Annotated in this window: 19 protein-coding genes, 1 tRNA gene and 2 riboswitches; of the genes, 3 read left to right on the top strand and 17 right to left on the bottom strand. The window is 50.8% G+C overall.

The window, feature by feature from the left end; translation table 11 throughout:
- Positions 1-34 precede the first annotated feature (34 nt).
- The 15 genes from SPSPH_RS13965 to SPSPH_RS14035 form a co-directional block, all read right to left on the bottom strand.
- A complete protein-coding gene (locus tag SPSPH_RS13965; RefSeq protein WP_069972833.1) occupies positions 35-1,153 on the bottom strand; it encodes an ABC transporter substrate-binding protein in 1,119 nt (372 codons plus the stop codon).
- Between the two features lie 30 nt (positions 1,154-1,183).
- Positions 1,184-2,383: a nitrogenase component 1 gene (locus SPSPH_RS13970; RefSeq protein WP_075756588.1), complete on the bottom strand. Its 1,200-nt coding sequence runs from the start codon at positions 2,381-2,383 to the stop codon at positions 1,184-1,186.
- Positions 2,380-3,624 (bottom strand): nitrogenase component 1, encoded by a 1,245-nt coding sequence (locus SPSPH_RS13975; RefSeq protein WP_075756587.1) that lies wholly within the window; start codon positions 3,622-3,624, stop codon positions 2,380-2,382. The genes SPSPH_RS13970 and SPSPH_RS13975 overlap by 4 nt, the downstream gene beginning before the upstream one ends.
- A 30-nt stretch (positions 3,625-3,654) precedes the next feature.
- Positions 3,655-4,506, bottom strand: coding sequence for a nitrogenase iron protein NifH (locus SPSPH_RS13980; protein WP_075756586.1), 852 nt, complete (start codon positions 4,504-4,506; stop codon positions 3,655-3,657).
- Between the two features lie 165 nt (positions 4,507-4,671).
- Positions 4,672-5,772 (bottom strand): hypothetical protein, encoded by a 1,101-nt coding sequence (locus tag SPSPH_RS13985; protein WP_075756585.1) that lies wholly within the window; start codon positions 5,770-5,772, stop codon positions 4,672-4,674.
- A 294-nt stretch (positions 5,773-6,066) separates the two neighbouring features.
- Positions 6,067-6,248, bottom strand: a riboswitch (cobalamin riboswitch).
- Between the two features lie 250 nt (positions 6,249-6,498).
- Positions 6,499-6,674: riboswitch (cobalamin riboswitch) on the top strand.
- 208 nt (positions 6,675-6,882) lie between these two features.
- On the bottom strand, positions 6,883-7,035 hold the full coding sequence (locus tag SPSPH_RS13990) for a hypothetical protein (protein ID WP_158027093.1): 153 nt from the start codon (positions 7,033-7,035) through the stop codon (positions 6,883-6,885).
- On the bottom strand, positions 7,019-7,201 hold the full coding sequence (locus tag SPSPH_RS13995; RefSeq protein ID WP_075756584.1) for a hypothetical protein: 183 nt from the start codon (positions 7,199-7,201) through the stop codon (positions 7,019-7,021). The genes SPSPH_RS13990 and SPSPH_RS13995 overlap by 17 nt, the downstream gene beginning before the upstream one ends.
- Positions 7,198-7,353 (bottom strand): YvrJ family protein, encoded by a 156-nt coding sequence (locus SPSPH_RS14000; RefSeq protein ID WP_072169811.1) that lies wholly within the window; start codon positions 7,351-7,353, stop codon positions 7,198-7,200. The genes SPSPH_RS13995 and SPSPH_RS14000 overlap by 4 nt, the downstream gene beginning before the upstream one ends.
- A gap of 22 nt (positions 7,354-7,375) precedes the next feature.
- Positions 7,376-7,600: a DUF2922 domain-containing protein gene (locus SPSPH_RS14005; RefSeq protein ID WP_054261063.1), complete on the bottom strand. Its 225-nt coding sequence runs from the start codon at positions 7,598-7,600 to the stop codon at positions 7,376-7,378.
- A gap of 49 nt (positions 7,601-7,649) precedes the next feature.
- Entirely contained in the window at positions 7,650-7,871 is a 222-nt protein-coding gene (locus SPSPH_RS14010; protein WP_054261062.1) for a DUF1659 domain-containing protein, read from the bottom strand.
- A gap of 282 nt (positions 7,872-8,153) precedes the next feature.
- On the bottom strand, positions 8,154-8,690 hold the full coding sequence (locus tag SPSPH_RS14015; protein ID WP_075756583.1) for an N-acetylmuramoyl-L-alanine amidase family protein: 537 nt from the start codon (positions 8,688-8,690) through the stop codon (positions 8,154-8,156).
- Between the two features lie 576 nt (positions 8,691-9,266).
- Positions 9,267-9,491 carry a hypothetical protein gene (locus SPSPH_RS14020; protein ID WP_054261060.1) on the bottom strand — a complete coding sequence of 75 codons (225 nt, stop codon included), beginning with the start codon at positions 9,489-9,491 and terminating at the stop codon, positions 9,267-9,269.
- Between the two features lie 29 nt (positions 9,492-9,520).
- Positions 9,521-9,847, bottom strand: a complete 327-nt coding sequence (locus SPSPH_RS14025; protein WP_054261059.1) for a single-stranded DNA-binding protein — start codon at positions 9,845-9,847, stop codon at positions 9,521-9,523.
- A 151-nt stretch (positions 9,848-9,998) separates the two neighbouring features.
- A complete protein-coding gene (locus tag SPSPH_RS14030; RefSeq protein WP_109298254.1) occupies positions 9,999-10,358 on the bottom strand; it encodes a hypothetical protein in 360 nt (119 codons plus the stop codon).
- A gap of 55 nt (positions 10,359-10,413) precedes the next feature.
- Positions 10,414-10,635, bottom strand: a complete 222-nt coding sequence (locus tag SPSPH_RS14035) for a helix-turn-helix domain-containing protein (RefSeq protein WP_054261057.1) — start codon at positions 10,633-10,635, stop codon at positions 10,414-10,416.
- 193 nt (positions 10,636-10,828) lie between these two features.
- Between SPSPH_RS14035 and SPSPH_RS14040 the strand changes: the two genes are divergently transcribed.
- The 3 genes from SPSPH_RS14040 (at position 10,829) to SPSPH_RS14050 (ending at position 12,892) form a co-directional block, all read left to right on the top strand.
- The gene (locus SPSPH_RS14040; protein ID WP_075756582.1) at positions 10,829-11,173 is read left to right on the top strand and encodes a helix-turn-helix transcriptional regulator; all 345 of its coding nucleotides are present in this window, start codon (positions 10,829-10,831) and stop codon (positions 11,171-11,173) included.
- Between the two features lie 223 nt (positions 11,174-11,396).
- On the top strand, positions 11,397-11,612 hold the full coding sequence (locus SPSPH_RS14045) for a hypothetical protein (RefSeq protein WP_075756581.1): 216 nt from the start codon (positions 11,397-11,399) through the stop codon (positions 11,610-11,612).
- A gap of 104 nt (positions 11,613-11,716) precedes the next feature.
- Positions 11,717-12,892, top strand: a complete 1,176-nt coding sequence (locus SPSPH_RS14050) for a tyrosine-type recombinase/integrase (protein WP_054261054.1) — start codon at positions 11,717-11,719, stop codon at positions 12,890-12,892.
- A 110-nt stretch (positions 12,893-13,002) separates the two neighbouring features.
- Here SPSPH_RS14050 and SPSPH_RS14055 read toward each other — a convergent pair.
- A tRNA-Arg gene (locus tag SPSPH_RS14055) sits at positions 13,003-13,079 on the bottom strand.
- A gap of 87 nt (positions 13,080-13,166) precedes the next feature.
- Positions 13,167-14,498 carry a hypothetical protein gene (locus SPSPH_RS14060; protein ID WP_075756580.1) on the bottom strand — a complete coding sequence of 444 codons (1,332 nt, stop codon included), beginning with the start codon at positions 14,496-14,498 and terminating at the stop codon, positions 13,167-13,169.
- Positions 14,499-14,534: the final 36 nt, after the last annotated feature.

The raw sequence follows: 14,534 nt of genomic DNA on the forward strand, positions 1-14,534 counted from the left end.
GACCTTATTTATTCATCAATCACACTCTTTAGTGTTAGATTTTCAGGCCAGGGTTCTGCTTACTGTTTAGGATTTGATCAAGTTCCGCATCACTGAGCTTATAGTTGAAGAATGTCTGGTAAAAGCTTTTCAGATCAGCCCTCATGTCGTAATCGTTGAAAACTGCCGGCTGAAGAACTTTGCCGAGCCACTTTATCATTAAAGGCGTTTCCACGCAGGGTGCATCCCAGCGATAAATTCCCATCGGCGCTTTATACACTCGTTTATTTTTTACGGCGTCAATTTTACTCCAATCCTGCCCGGGAAACTTATTCGTGTACAAATCTTCCGGCAACACATTGGAGAAATTACTGATAACAATGACATCTGGGTTCGACGCCATAACCTGCTCCATGGTTATTTTTGACCATTGGCCGCTACCCTCATTAGCGACATTTGTACCGCCTGCCGTTTCAATCATGATTCGGTTCACCGAGTCGCCTACCGCGACTTGCAGTTGCTCATCCCGTAAATATAACACTTTAGGCTTGTTCTTGCCCGCCAGTGCGCTCTCCTTGGACTTGAGATAGCCGTTTGTATCCTGATGATACTGAATCAGCGCATTGGCCCGCTCTTGCTGATTAATGATTTCCCCGACCAGCTTGATGCCTTTCTGTACATCCTCAAGCGTGCCATATTTGATCGCTACAGACGGAATGCCGAGTTCTGCCAGCTTTTTGCCAATCTCCGGCTGATAATCCCAGATAACGACCACATCCGGCTTCAGCTTGGCGACTTCTTCATAATTCACGTTGAAATTGTTGTCTACAAACGTCGAATTCGCGTTAGCCATTTCCGGTGCCATAGCCTTCAATATGTTACTCTGATAGGCCTTCATCGCCGACGGATGCATGCCAGCGATTTTTTTACCCGTCCCATCTACCGCATAAACAATCGTAGCCCAAGGAACAGGCACAACGGCGATTTTTTCCACATTAGCCTTGAGTTTCACTTGGTTTCCCACTAAGTCGGTGACAATTTTTGTTTCAGACGTTTGTCCGGTTGGCGGTTTCTTTCCGCTCCCCCCGGATTGACAGCCTGCGAGACTTAACATAAAGAACACAGCCAACAGCAGTGCTACCCCTTGCAACCATTTTTTACGATGCTCCAGCATAAAAATCCCCTCCGTTATGTTACTTGAATGTCATGACCCGATAAATCCTGCTAAATAATCATAGCCTTTCTTACCAATGAACTCATAATTCAAATCAGCGTGCATTGAACCGCTCAAGCCGACATGCGGCAGCGGCACATACTGGATATTCTTTTGGCGTACCAGTGTTTGATACAAAGGGTCCCCAATAACTATATCCGGCTGCCCTTCCCCTAGCCACTGAGCCAGTGAATGCTCGCATGTAAAAAAGCGGACACTGGAAAGCGATTCTTCTTGATAGACACTTTTCATACGCCTATCGGTTTTTATCAGGCTGACTGGTTCAACAGAGGCAAGCCCAAAATCATTTTGCAAACAGGCGGCTATACAAGAAGCAAACAGCGGTTCGCCGATCACCACGGCGCGTCGTGCCGACAGTGCCTTGCCAGTTTGGTCATATTGGTTCCGGCTTGTACGGCCGAGCGAGATGTCTGTCACCGCCTCCAATGTTTTAAACAACCGCCGCATACCCCACATTCCTATTGGCACATGTAAAACGTAAGGAATTGCATATTCTTGCTGCATATATTGAGCCAGCCCCGCGCCTTCATGCGATACGACAATATTCAACGCGGCGGCGGACATGTTCTTAAAGTCGCCCAAATTCTTCTTTGCCAGCGGCGAACCGTTGATGGTAAGACCGCACGCTTCCAGTTCATCCATCAGTTCGGCTAGATGCGCCGGGCTGCCAAGACTGAGCGGCGTATACCCGATGATATTGACCTGGTTATTCTTTTTCTCCCGTTTCTCCAGAAAACGCTTCCCCAAGTCCAACAGCGTCTGATGAACACCGGAGTAGTAGTCCTTGAATCCCTCCGTAGAAAGCGCCATGGCCGGCAAGCCTGTCTGCCGGCTCAACTCATCGGCAACTGCCGCAATGTCGATCCCGGTCAACGCCGGTACAGGCGTACCAATAATAGCGGTAAATTCCGTCTGGCGGTTGTGCGCACAAAGAGTTTGTGCCTGCAGCAGGAATTCATCCGCCGCGCCCATGACGGCTTCCAACTCCCCCAGCTTGGAACAGAAAAACAAGGTCTGCCGCAAATCCCTGATCTCATCGCATTCGATGATTGCGCTGCTGCATCCGCCTGGCGAGTACAAAAGGGTAAGCGCCTGCATCGCATACAGAACCGAACATGCGCCTGAATAGTCGCTTGCCAGCGAAGGAAGGCGAGTTAATTTCATTGTCATCTCATCGCCTCCATAATTTCCGTGATTCCCTCATAACCGAAACGATAGTCGGCACTCACCAGAATTTCTTTTGCTTTCGCACAGTAAAACGCTGCTTTTTCGCCAATGGCGACATCGATTTCAGCAAACCCGCCCGCCTGCGTTTCGCTGGTCACGTTTGAAATCAGATATACCTGCGCCTGGCTTCCTATGGCGAGAAGCGCATTGATGTACGCCCTATCGTTTTTATTCACGGTATCCGCAAATATTGTGGAAACAGAAAAGCCAGCCAACGTCAGAGCATAGGCGAGTTCGAAAGACCTTGCGCCAATTCCCACCGCAATTTGTTTGCCTGCTAATGTCGCAGCAGTTTGTGCTGCCAACTGATGATACGCTTTCGAATCCTGGCTGAAATCCCAGGTTGTATGTAGCGCCTTCATCAATGCCCCATAGCTGCCTTTGATCTCTTTCATATTGTAGCAGGCAGGCAGAAATACGAAAGGTATGTTCCAATTTTTCTGTATGCCCACTGCCAAGTCATAACCAAAGCGATCCAAGGCAATGTTCAGTTTGCCTGTTGTCATTTCCTCAAATTGTTCGTAAGAGTCCAGCGCGGCAAATTCTCTGATTTCCCCGTCGGAACAGTAGTGCATAAGCATCTTTCTTAGTCCGGAAGTTTCAGCAAGCTTCCCGGCGTCTCCCAACAAGTGAATGCAGTTATTGCTTCCACTCCGGTTGCCTCGTTGCAGCAAATCGATAAAAATATCACACAGCCGCTCTTTGGGAAGCGTCCGTCGCCGGGAAAGCGGCCCCCGCTCAAAGACCTTCACCGGTATCCCGTGTTGACATTCTACGCGTCCGGTTATACTGGCAAAATCAGTGCCTGCAAGAATATCGGCACAAGTAACATACACAATGATCGCTCTTGATCGGCGCGAAGCCGCCAGGTCTGTAAGCGATTCTTCCAAATTTTGCAGATGATTGCCGGCAGTAAAATCATTGCTGGATATAGGGTGCAAAAACAAGCGTTCTTCCAACCTTTTTTTCGCAGCTCTGAAGTATAGCACCCGCGAACAAGAGGCAGGGCCTGCCGCTACTACGTCAATGCCCGGCACAGCCAAGGCCAGATTAACCAGTTCTCCACAGTCATCATCCGCTATGCCCCGGTCAAAAAAGCTATCGAGCGGTATTGTATCCGTCACAGCCGAAAGACTGATTTTTTCAATACTGTTGCTTCCCTGTTTATAACCCGCACAAGACAAATTCATTTCCTCCCATTTCCGGCCCCGCTATTATGCTTTTGCCAATTCCAGATCAAGCATATAGTGACTGAATTTTTCCAGTTCATCATCATTCAGCGCTTTTATGTGCGTTTGACCCTGATGTTTAGCAATGACCCCCGCCAGTTCTTTAAAGAAACCAGCGGCTTCTGAATCCGGATACTTTTCCAGCACGGTTTTGCCTGCCAGTTCTGACAGGGTTATTTCCCGGCTGAATGGGACATCGGCCACTACCTGCGTACCTGTCAATAAGGCAAACTGCTCCACTGCCTCGCGCTTCGACTCACCGGTTCTACAATTGTGAATTAATCCCCCCAGCGTCACGGACCGTGCCCCCTGGCTTCTGCTAATCGCTTTCATGATGTTATTGGCAGCATATAGCGACATGAACTCCGCTGATGTCACAATATAAACGGTATCTGCATATCTTTCGCGCATCGGAACTGAAAAGCCGCCACACACAACATCGCCCAACACGTCATAGATAACAGCGTCCCAGCCCTCACGCCAGAGCTCCAGGTACTTCAATTCCTCCATCATGGTGATGATTCCCCTGCCGGCGCAGCCAATGCCAGCCTCAGGCCCTCCCGCCTCGATGCAGTCAACACCGCCGAAACCCGGAAAAACAATATCGTTCCTGTCAATCCCCTCTGGTTTTATCTGCAATTGTTGCAACACGGTAGGAATTTTACGCCCCACCAGGCAACGTGCGGAATCCGCCTTTGGATCGCACCCGATATGTAAAGTCTTACAGCCTTGGCTCGCCAGCGCTGCGGAAACATTGGCGGAAACTGTGGATTTGCCAATTCCGCCTTTGCCATAAAACGCAATCTTTAAACAGTCTTTCTCATTTTGTGGATTCATGCACATTCCTTTCTATTGCCAAACGGCTGCAACAGTCAGCCTTTTGGCAACCCCCACTGCAGCCGGAATTCATTGCGTACAAACAATATCACTGACAACGCAAACTACGCATCAACTAGAAATTTTTGCTTGCAAAATTACACGTTTACATCCGGTAATTTCCTGTTAGAATTTATAATCTAATTGCAGACGATAGACCTGATCTTCCACTTGTGCGCTTGACGGGGTTGTTTTCCCATGGTTTTGCGGATTATATTTTTCATAGAATAACGTTGCTGTTAGCTCGGGAGTTAACTGGCGCTTGGCGCTAAGAGCCCAGTAGGTAAAGTCGCCGATATTAATATTTTTGGTACGCATCATCGATATTCCACGCGCCGTATTCGTGCAAGAGTTATAGTCCAGCGCATTTTGCTCTATATTTCGATACTCGACCGCATACTGCATATCGCCGACCTTTTTTGTTTCCGGAGTCTTAGCAATCAGTTTATAGGCTTTATCGTGCGTATCGGCAAGACCCCAGATATACTCAGCGCCGGTATATAAATAATTATTGAATAATTTCGTGTTGGCTGTCACGGAATAACCCGTTTTGCTGCCGTTTTTCACACCATACTTGCTTACATCAGCAGCAGATACATAAGAATCGGTAGTATAGACCATTCCCCCGACTTTGAAAGCGCCAACCGGTCCAATAGCCGCAATCCCTTTTACATTGTAATTCGCGCCATCGTCAGTACGAGCGTTTAAATTCCCATAAAAAGAAGTCACGTTTGTTTTACCAATTTTGTTTTGGAATTTAGCCCCTTGTAAAGACGGGAAATTCTTTGCGTTACCACCATCCGGGCGGTTTCCCGCCGCTGGATAACCAGCATCGCCAGGCGTGTGGCCATCATCCATGCTAACCGCAAGTCCTTCAAACATACTAAACACCTGGCGACCAATCGTAGCATTCCAGTCCGGTTGCTTGTATGTTAAGCTGGCAACGGAAATCTGCACGTCATCGACATTAGGCGGAGCATCTCCAAACAGTGAATCACCAGCTACCACCCTTGTATTGAATGACCATTCCGGGCTTAGCTTATATCCTAAATTTAAACGGATACGGTATTTATTCGCGTTAAAGTCTGGTTGATTATAGTTCGTTTGTTTATCAAACCGTAACCTGATGTCGCCATTTACAGTTAAAGAATCATTTTCCGCTGCAAAAGCCGTGGCTCCTGTCCCTAAGGCAACCATCAACGTCAACAACAAAATACTTTTTTTCATTCTGCTATTTCTCTCCCTTGTTTCTTGATACTGCTATAACAAGCCATATTCCCCTCAGACGTAACTACAGTTTTGCGTGAGCGCCTTTCTTGTGTCAATAACTCACCTCTCTTAAACCTTCCACCTTAACTGGACAACGTCCATACCTACTACGAATAAAAAAATCTCCCGGCCATCGGCGGGAGATAGAAAGAGTACCCCTTGTTGTATTAAAAAATCCCGGCGCAAAACGCCGGGAAGAAATACCATACAACATGTATGTACTTAACCCCCTCCCTATCGCTCGTAGGTAAAACGGTGATTGACAGACAGGCAGTTCTCCTGGCTCTAGATCATCGCTTGTCCAAACCTTCCCAAGACGCGTGTCTCAGTGGCATACTTTGGATTCGCTCCCTATTACAGTGGCGGGACCGCGCCGGCGTTACACCGGTCTTCCCTATTAAGCCCTTGCGGGCACCTATCTTAACGCTATTTAATTATCCTGAAAGGTTAATACTCCATTATTCGTTTCATAATAGCATTTTTTGTAATGATGTGTCAATTTCTTTTGTAGTTTTTACATTTTTTGAGCGTCGCTTAAGTACTGATGCTTATGTACTGATTCAACCGGTATAAATCCTGATGCCGCATCAATTTACATTTTAAAGATCAATAATCGCCAAAATCTTCAACAATTGACATTCAATAAACAAAAGTGCTATTATGATTGCAATTTAGAAAATACAATTGCATATGATCGAAATAGGTGCCCTACGGGCTTAATAGGGAAGTTTGGTGTAAAACCAACACGGTCCCGCCGCTGTGACGGAGAGCAAACCTGCATAATGCCACTGGATATCCCGGGAAGGCGCAGGTAAGCAATGACCCTAAGTCAGAAGAACTGCCTATTTAAAAGTCACCGTTTGACCCACGAGCGATGGGAAGGCGATTATGAGAGTAATCATTTTTCCCGGCTATTATTTATGCCGGGATTTTTATTCGGACTGAGTCCTCTTATAGCGTAACCCTCCCTTTGCAAGTTCAGGGAGGGTTTTGTCGTACCAATCACTCACTTTACTACTGCTGCAATTAAAAATATAGAAGCACACCGTTTCGGCGTGCTTCCGTCGTTTATAAGGCATGCAGTTTTCGGGCGGTAATCACTAGTCCGAGAATATCCCGGATAATTTTCAGCCGTTCGGGATGTTCTTTATCGATATCCTCCGGCAAAGCTTCCAACACCGCATCAATGGTAGTAAGCAGGACGTCAAGCGTCTTGAGCACGCGCCTCCTTGTCCGGGTTTGCGTTTGTTCGTCTTTTTAGAGATGCAGTCATTGCCTCAGCTGTTAAATCCTCCTCGCGCACCAAAGCGCTCTCCAACTCTGCTTCTGCCGCCTCAATCCGTTCCGCATCAACCGGTGGCGGACCATAGACTGTTTTCAGCATCATTTTTTCATGACCTCCATCCTTTCGACGCAATAACACATTTTGTTGATCGCGCTGGTCAGTTCGGTCAGGCGCTTTTCCAGTCTGACCAAAAGATAGAAGGCCACTACCATAGGAAAACCATAGGTCGCCGTCAGGCGGGCCAGCTCTTCCATTTGCAGGGCCTCCTCTCCTGTTTTAGGTTAACTCGGTAATGGCCAACTGGCGAATTTGCGCTTCCTTGGCAGCCATCAGATCGCCGCTGGTGCTGGAAAACACGTTTTTGGCAATGATAGTGGCCATCACTGCCTGCACGGCAGCTAGTGTCAGACCGTCCTTCGGATCTTTCACAACCACTGTCACTTCCTTAGCGCCAGCTGTCGTAAAAACCATTTCTAGCGTCTTCGTATTAGTATCAGCCATCGGTCTGTCCTCCTTTCCTTTTCTTGTTGCTGTTTAAGCGTCCTTATCCTTACTGATTAACCAGATAGGCATTATCCACCCGGGCAATATCCGCCACCGGATAGGACTGCAGCCCCATCAGCGCTTGCGCCACATCGAACAAATCCTGGTCAGTCGCCGTTGCCTTGCCGGTGTAATTCCGGGTTACATACGCCGGACTGCCGGAGGTTGTTACGCCCTTTTGCAACTTAATGGCAATGGTGCTGCTCTGCGGCATTTTTACTACAGCCATTATTGTGTGCCTCCTTTCTTCTACGATTTCCAACGCAAAAGGCACACCCCGGGAGGTGTGCCTGTCTGCGCCTGGAACGGATTATGACAAGCGCGGGGTAAAACTCGCGCGGGTCACCACGTTTCGCCCGTTCCAGGAGCGATTATTGTATTTTGTAATTATTATACATTCATTCTGCAATGTTGTAAAGTACCTTCTTGCAACGCCCCTGGTCGGCTGCAGCCGACAGAACAGACCATCCCATAGCGGCAGGACCAGCGCAGTGCCCAACCCGGGCGGCTATTAGCTGGCAAAATAGTCCGCCAGCCCAGCAGCTATGGCTACCGCCGCCGCCAGTTGGCCGGCATAACCGGTCAACAGCCGCCGGTCAGCCTCATTTGAGATAAAGGCTACCTCCACTAGTGCCGCCGGGCAGTCCGTTTCCCTAAGCACCTGGAAATTGGCCTCCTTGACGCCCCGGTCGGCCGTCCCCATTTCGGCCACCAGCCGGCTCTGCAGGCAGGACGCCAGTCGCTTGCCCCGCACGCTGCCCGGATAATGATAGACCTCCGTGCCATGGGCGGCCGGGCTCTCGACGCTGTTGGCGTGAAGGCTGATAAACACGTCCGCCTCGTTAGCATTGGCCAGCTCTGCCCGGAACGCCAACCCGTCATTTGCAATATTGCCGGTCCGGGTCAGTAAAACATCATGGCCTGCCTCATACAACAGTTCGGTTAGCAGCTTGGCAATGGCCAGCGCCACATCGCACTCCCGCACGCCGGTGGCGCAGGCCCCTGGTTCCACCGGCCCGGAATGGCCGGGGTCAATGACAATTTTCATAAAAATCCCCTCCCGTTGTCGTATCGTCTTCACAATTCCACCCGCTGCCAAGTAGGATAACACCTCCACACACGTAAGCCCGCTCCGCATCCCTGCGGGCGGCGCTGCAGCCGCTGACGCGTCTTCCGCCTGCCGTCCTCGGGCTGCTCCGCTCAGTGCCAATAAAACGGATACCGCTCTATGTCCGGCCGTCCGCTCCTTGCGGCGTTTCGCTAACGCTCCACTCTCCTCATCCGCTCCCGTCCGGCCACCGCTAACGCTTAGAGCCGTATCCTGCTGGGCGACAACTCGGCAGACTAGGCAGGGGGAGCAGGCCCGAACGCTCCTTATCACTCGCACTCCGGCCTGCCGGGAGTAACCAGGGGAACGTCCACCTATCCCTAACCCTTCCCTGTCTTAGGGAAGGGGAGGCGGCCATCCGCTAATGGCTTTTATGTCCACGCCCGCCCCTTGGGTCCGCTTCGCCGGGCTACCGCTGCCGCTGGACATAAAGAGGACATTAGCGGACGTCCACCGCTGCTGTCGCAGACCTTTGCCCTGGCTCAGGGTATATGAACCCACCCCTAACCCCTCCCGTCAACCGGGAGGGGAACAAGAAACGGCTGGGCCCGACCGACCGTCTTCCTGCCGGTACAGATACTCCTCAATGTACAGCATGGCCGCCAGCAGCAGCGCGTCCTCCACACTAACCTCCCGCGTTTTGCCATTCCGCCGCGGCTTGGCCGACAAGACGGCAGCACACTTCGCCAGTTGTCCGTACATCCGCTCCGTCATAACCACCGTCACCGTTTTCCCTGCCACCGACACCACACCCCTCTGCCCGAATTTCGCTATCCTGGCCGGGCCAGCCCCGGCTTGTCCAAAAATTCGATATCCCGGACCACTACTTCGGTCACTTTCTTTCGCTGACCGTCCGCTCCATCAAACTGCCGCGTATGCAGCCGCCCTTCAATCGCCACCCGGCGGCCGCCTTCCCCCGCCTGCCCAATCTGCTCCGCCAGGTTATCCCAGGCCACGCAATCAATGGCGTCAGTTTCCTCGCGTACCTTGGTCTTAAAATTTACCGTTAATGAAAAAGAACAAACTGCCTTGCCGTTCATTGTATAGCGCATGTCCAGGTCCGGGGACAAGCTTCCCACCAGAAAGACCTTATTCATGCCAGCCCTCCCCCTTGTTGTCCACATAGTCACAGGCTCTACTACTATTATTGGTTTACGTTTATATATAAAGTTTACGTTTAAATAATGTATTCAGGTTGCCAATCATAATGATTGGCAAATCCGGTTTTGTCATTCCACTTGCCATTCATTATGATTGGCAAATTGGCTTTACCAATGCCAGTCGCGGTTTATCCACAGGGTTATCAACAGATTTATCCACAGTTTTACCATTAAACGGCTGCAGTTCATAATACGGCGCCAGTCGCCCCGGGCGGGGCGTATGAACTAAGAGTCCGGCCGCCACCAGTTCGCCTCTGGCCCGCGACAGCGTCGCATAGCTGTAGCCCAAAAAACCTAACAGAGTACTGGCAGCCACCGTCAGCTGGGGCGGCCAGCCGGCCCGGTTAAAGAGGTGCATTAAGACACCCCACAGGGCCTGGGCTTCACTTGACAGCGGCCGCACCAGCAGCCGGGCATAAAACGCATTGAGCTCGGCAATGTAATTCATGGCCCCGCCCACTTCCACCGGTAAAAGGCTTCTTTGTATCGCCGGCGCTTCTGACTCACGGCAGAATACGCTTCAACCCGGCCGTATTCACGCCCGTCTTAGCACTGGTCCGCCGCCGCAGCCACTCATTGGCGGCCTCCACATGAATTAAAAAACGATTGCCTTCTTTCGATGCCGGAAAATCCGACAGATAGCAAAACTCCCGCACCCGGTTCTGCCCAATGCCAGTCATGGCCGCAAACTCCTTGACCGTGACCACTAGCTTGGTGTTTGTCATAATTCATCTTCTCCCTTTAAGTGAATTAACGCAATTTGATATTGCATTATGTAATAATCATAGCAGTGGTTTACTATTTTTTCAATACATTTCTCACTTTTATATTTACAAATCGCAATTGAAGAATTACAATGTGGGTAGCAACTACTTTTTACAGTGTGTGCAAATTAAACGTGATGGTGTGTGAAAAAACATGAGCAAAGAAATAGGAAAACGCATCCGCGCTGCCCGCGAACGGCTCCATATGTCCCAGGCCGCCCTAGCGGACATTATCGGGGCGGGCAATCAGTCCACGGTGGCCGGCTGGGAGCGGGGCCGCACCGAACCCGACGGCGAAACACTGGCCCGGCTGGCCGTTATATTAAAGGTTTCGACCGACCATCTGTTAGGCGTCGATGCCGGCGTGTTGTCGCTGCCTGTCGACGTGACCGACCTGGCCCGCGACATTGCCGACCTGCCGCCCTCTGAACGCGCCGTCATTGAAAAAATTGTGGCGGCCTTAAAAGCCGAAGATAAGGACAAGGTTGTCCCTGGTTGACCGGTGGATTCGAAATATGTTGTATCCCGGCGGTAAGCGCAAGCGCCGGCAATAAAACAGGCGGCCGAGTGGCGGCCGCCGATGTAAGACTCTACATAAAGGATGGTGTGTGTATATGGCGCATAAGGTGAAATGCCTGCGTGCCTCCGGGGCCCCGCCGTAGGCAGGGACAAGTTCAACGGCTTTACCCGGAGCAATCAGCCAATAAAGGAGGTGTGTGACCATGGAACAACGCAAATACGGCAATGGCAGTATCTATCGACGTCAGGACGGCCGCTGGGTGGCTGCCGTCTGCAGCCGCGACCCTGTGACCGGTAAAACCGTCCGTACCTATTTCTACGTTAGAACCAAACAGGAAGCGCTGCAGAAAAAAATGGAGCTCCTTGCGAAAAACAAAGAACTCCCTGCCCCTTCCGGCCTGACTGCCTCTCACAGCTAGGCTGCGCCTGTAATTCGTTGCAAACCGCATGCGGTGGCAACGGGTTATACAACAACAGCGTGCAGCCGCCCTTGCCACCGACATCAAAAAGGTGGTGTGTGCTCATGGCTAAACGGGCCAATGGCGAAGGAACTATTTGCAAACGCAAAGACGGCCTCTGGATGACGGCCGTCATCATCGGCCGCGACGCCGAGACGGGAAAACCCGTCCGCAAATATTGCTACGGCAAAACCAAAGGCGAAGTCCAACAGAAAAAAGACGCCCTGCTCGAACGGAGCAAGGGACCGGTCTTCATTGACGCCGATAAAATCACTGTTGGCCAGTGGGTGGAAAAGTGGCTGACCATCTACGCCCGGGCCAGCGTCCGGGGCAATACCTACATTGGCTACCGTTCGGTGGTCAATAACCATATTCTGCCGCTGTTAGGCGAGATTAAACTGCAAAAACTCAGGGGGATTGATATTCAAAACATGGTGAACACCATCAAAGACAACGGCGGCGGACCGCGCCTGGCCGAACTGGCCTTTTCGGTGCTGCGCATCGCCTTAAACAAAGCCTTTAACGAGGAAATACTGCACCGGCTGCCGTTTAAAACGGTATCGCTGCCCAAGAAGAGGCGCAAGGAATTCATACCACTCAGCAGCATAGAGTGGGCACGCCTGTTCACAGCCGCCGAAGCCGACGCCGAAATGTATACCGCTTTGCTCCTCGAATGGGCAACCGGCATCAGCCGTTCCGAACTATTGGGACTGAAGTGGATAGACTTCAATTTCACCGCCGACAGCGTCAGCATCCAGCGGGCCGTCATCATCACCGACGAGGGCCTCACGCTCGACGACACCAAAACCATCGCCCGCCAGCGCGTCTTGCCGCTGCCGGAAATTACGATACTGCAGATGAAGCAGCACCAGGGCCGTCAGACGGCAACCATCGCCGCCCATAAGGCCACAGGCCTGCCCTGGGAAGACAATGACCTGGTATTCCCCGACCCCTTCGGCAAACTCCAGGACCCGCGCAGCTGGTCCAAACAATTTAAGCGCATGGCCAAAGCGGCCAGCATTGATATTACCTTTCACAAACTCCGGCACGACCACGCCAGCCGCCTTTCGGCCAATGGCGTCAGCATCAAAGATGCCCAGTACAGACTGGGCCACAGTACCACGCAAATGCTACTCAATGTCTACACCCACAGGATATCCGGCGGCCAGGAAAAAATTGCCTCATGGCTCAACTCTTCCTTTCCGGTCGCATCGATCAATCATGAGACACCACTACAGTAACCGTTTAGAAAATGCAGTTTCTGCCGCGTTGTTGTACGGTTGTTGTAAAACTGCTATGAAAACGAAAAAAAGAGCTTTACGAAAACCTCGTAAAACCCTTGAAATATCAATGGCGACCCCGGCAGGATTCGAACCTGCGACCTTTTGATTCGTAGTCAAACGCTCTATCCAGCTGAGCTACGGAGTCATGTGAACTTGCTACTTGACTATTATATTACGCGAATCGAATATTGTCAACATCAGCAAGTAAACTTTTTTATGTTTCAATAACACCCTATCTCTCATTGCAATACTTTCCCTTATATACAGTTGCGGCCGCAATGGCGGCGCCGATACCTGAACCGTCTTTACTAAGCCTGATAGTAATTTTCTTGGCTTTGTCGCCAAACATCTCCACCATGGTGTTAGCCAATTGCTCGGCATATCCGGGCATTTTTTCATACAAAGCCCCATCAACGGCAATCGTATGCTGGCGGACGAAACCGGGGTCAATTTTACTCAATACTCCTGCCCAGGTGGCTGTCACTAAACGGGCGGAACGCATCGCCACCAACCTGGCAATCGTCTGAATTGCCTTGTATTCACTTACCTTTAACCCGGTAATCCCCCAGCGGGCGGCTGCAACAGCAGCTACAACCTCCAGCTCTGGTGATGTATCACCAAGTATTGCGGAAATATCCTCAGTAGGCAGTGAATAAGGAACCGACAATCTCTCAGAGCCGCTGGAAATATGTCCATCTGCCGCGAGCGAACCGACAATAAGCCGCACCAGTTCCCCTAAGTACTGGCCTGAAACCATTTTTTCCAATCGCTGGGCGCCCGGCTTTTCGCTGGCCTGGTCCAAAAGAATATCATATTTTGTCTGCTGCACCCCGTCAAAATTGCCTGACTCCATATTAACAATCATCGGACGCTTGGTCACCGGCTGGCAAGACTCCAAATAACAAGTATTGTGTCCGGTACCGCAAATAGCGCCAATCGTAGTGGCAGGATCACTATAAGCCCCAGTGAGTAACGTACCGGTAGTATCATTAATAACAGCTTGTAATCTAACCCGCTCCAGTCCCCTATTTTCTAACGCAGCCTGCAGCATTTGGCCCACATCCCGGCCTTCCACTCCGACTGTCTTGATTTCTTTGGTCCAATTGATCAATACAGCTTTATCTACCCCTTGTTGACGGCAGGGAAAAGAAAATGTATATCCCAGCGGATATATACCGCCGTCTGATACGATCTCACTAATCTTGCCGGCGATAAAGTCAAATAGCTCAGGCCCGGACGCTGACACAGCCGTATAGTCATAATAGCCCAGCTTGTCTTTGAGGGGAAAAGTGCGTCTCGCAGCAATACGGCTCCGGCCTGTTCCAGCCAGTTCAACCAGCAACACACGCACATTGGTCCCGCCAAAATCAACGGCAATAACCTGCCCCTGTTCCTGACCCGTAGGACTGCCGATAAAGGACGGCAGCATCTTGAGAGAACTGGACCTGCCAGCCAATCCCTCGGACATAGCTTCTTGAAACCGTGAAGCTATGTCCTGCAGTAAAATGGCAGATACAGCTAGTTCCTTCTCAAGCCTAGCTACTGCTGTGTACAAACGTTCCAAACTAGTCACCTCCAAGGATAGTAACAGTATGCTCCC

It is taken from the genome of Sporomusa sphaeroides DSM 2875 (assembly GCF_001941975.2).
Taxonomy (GTDB): Bacteria; Bacillota; Negativicutes; order Sporomusales; family Sporomusaceae; genus Sporomusa; species Sporomusa sphaeroides.

Excerpts from the sequence above, each read along its gene's own strand:
- SPSPH_RS14015 (WP_075756583.1), bottom strand. The coding sequence starts at position 8,690 with ATGAAAATTGTCATTGACCCCGGCCATTCCGGGCCGGTGGAACCAGGG.
- SPSPH_RS14030 (WP_109298254.1), bottom strand. The coding sequence starts at position 10,358 with ATGAATTACATTGCCGAGCTCAATGCGTTTTATGCCCGGCTGCTGGTG.
- SPSPH_RS13980 (WP_075756586.1), bottom strand. The coding sequence starts at position 4,506 with ATGAATCCACAAAATGAGAAAGACTGTTTAAAGATTGCGTTTTATGGC.
- SPSPH_RS14025 (WP_054261059.1), bottom strand. The coding sequence starts at position 9,847 with ATGAATAAGGTCTTTCTGGTGGGAAGCTTGTCCCCGGACCTGGACATG.
- SPSPH_RS14050 (WP_054261054.1), top strand. The coding sequence starts at position 11,717 with ATGGCTAAACGGGCCAATGGCGAAGGAACTATTTGCAAACGCAAAGAC.
- SPSPH_RS13965 (WP_069972833.1), bottom strand. The coding sequence starts at position 1,153 with ATGCTGGAGCATCGTAAAAAATGGTTGCAAGGGGTAGCACTGCTGTTG.
- SPSPH_RS13970 (WP_075756588.1), bottom strand. The coding sequence starts at position 2,383 with ATGACAATGAAATTAACTCGCCTTCCTTCGCTGGCAAGCGACTATTCA.
- SPSPH_RS14040 (WP_075756582.1), top strand. The coding sequence starts at position 10,829 with ATGAGCAAAGAAATAGGAAAACGCATCCGCGCTGCCCGCGAACGGCTC.
- SPSPH_RS14010 (WP_054261062.1), bottom strand. The coding sequence starts at position 7,871 with ATGGCTGTAGTAAAAATGCCGCAGAGCAGCACCATTGCCATTAAGTTG.
- SPSPH_RS14045 (WP_075756581.1), top strand. The coding sequence starts at position 11,397 with ATGGAACAACGCAAATACGGCAATGGCAGTATCTATCGACGTCAGGAC.
- SPSPH_RS14005 (WP_054261063.1), bottom strand. The coding sequence starts at position 7,600 with ATGGCTGATACTAATACGAAGACGCTAGAAATGGTTTTTACGACAGCT.
- SPSPH_RS13995 (WP_075756584.1), bottom strand. The coding sequence starts at position 7,201 with ATGATGCTGAAAACAGTCTATGGTCCGCCACCGGTTGATGCGGAACGG.
- SPSPH_RS13985 (WP_075756585.1), bottom strand. The coding sequence starts at position 5,772 with ATGAAAAAAAGTATTTTGTTGTTGACGTTGATGGTTGCCTTAGGGACA.
- SPSPH_RS14035 (WP_054261057.1), bottom strand. The coding sequence starts at position 10,635 with ATGACAAACACCAAGCTAGTGGTCACGGTCAAGGAGTTTGCGGCCATG.
- SPSPH_RS14000 (WP_072169811.1), bottom strand. The coding sequence starts at position 7,353 with ATGGAAGAGCTGGCCCGCCTGACGGCGACCTATGGTTTTCCTATGGTA.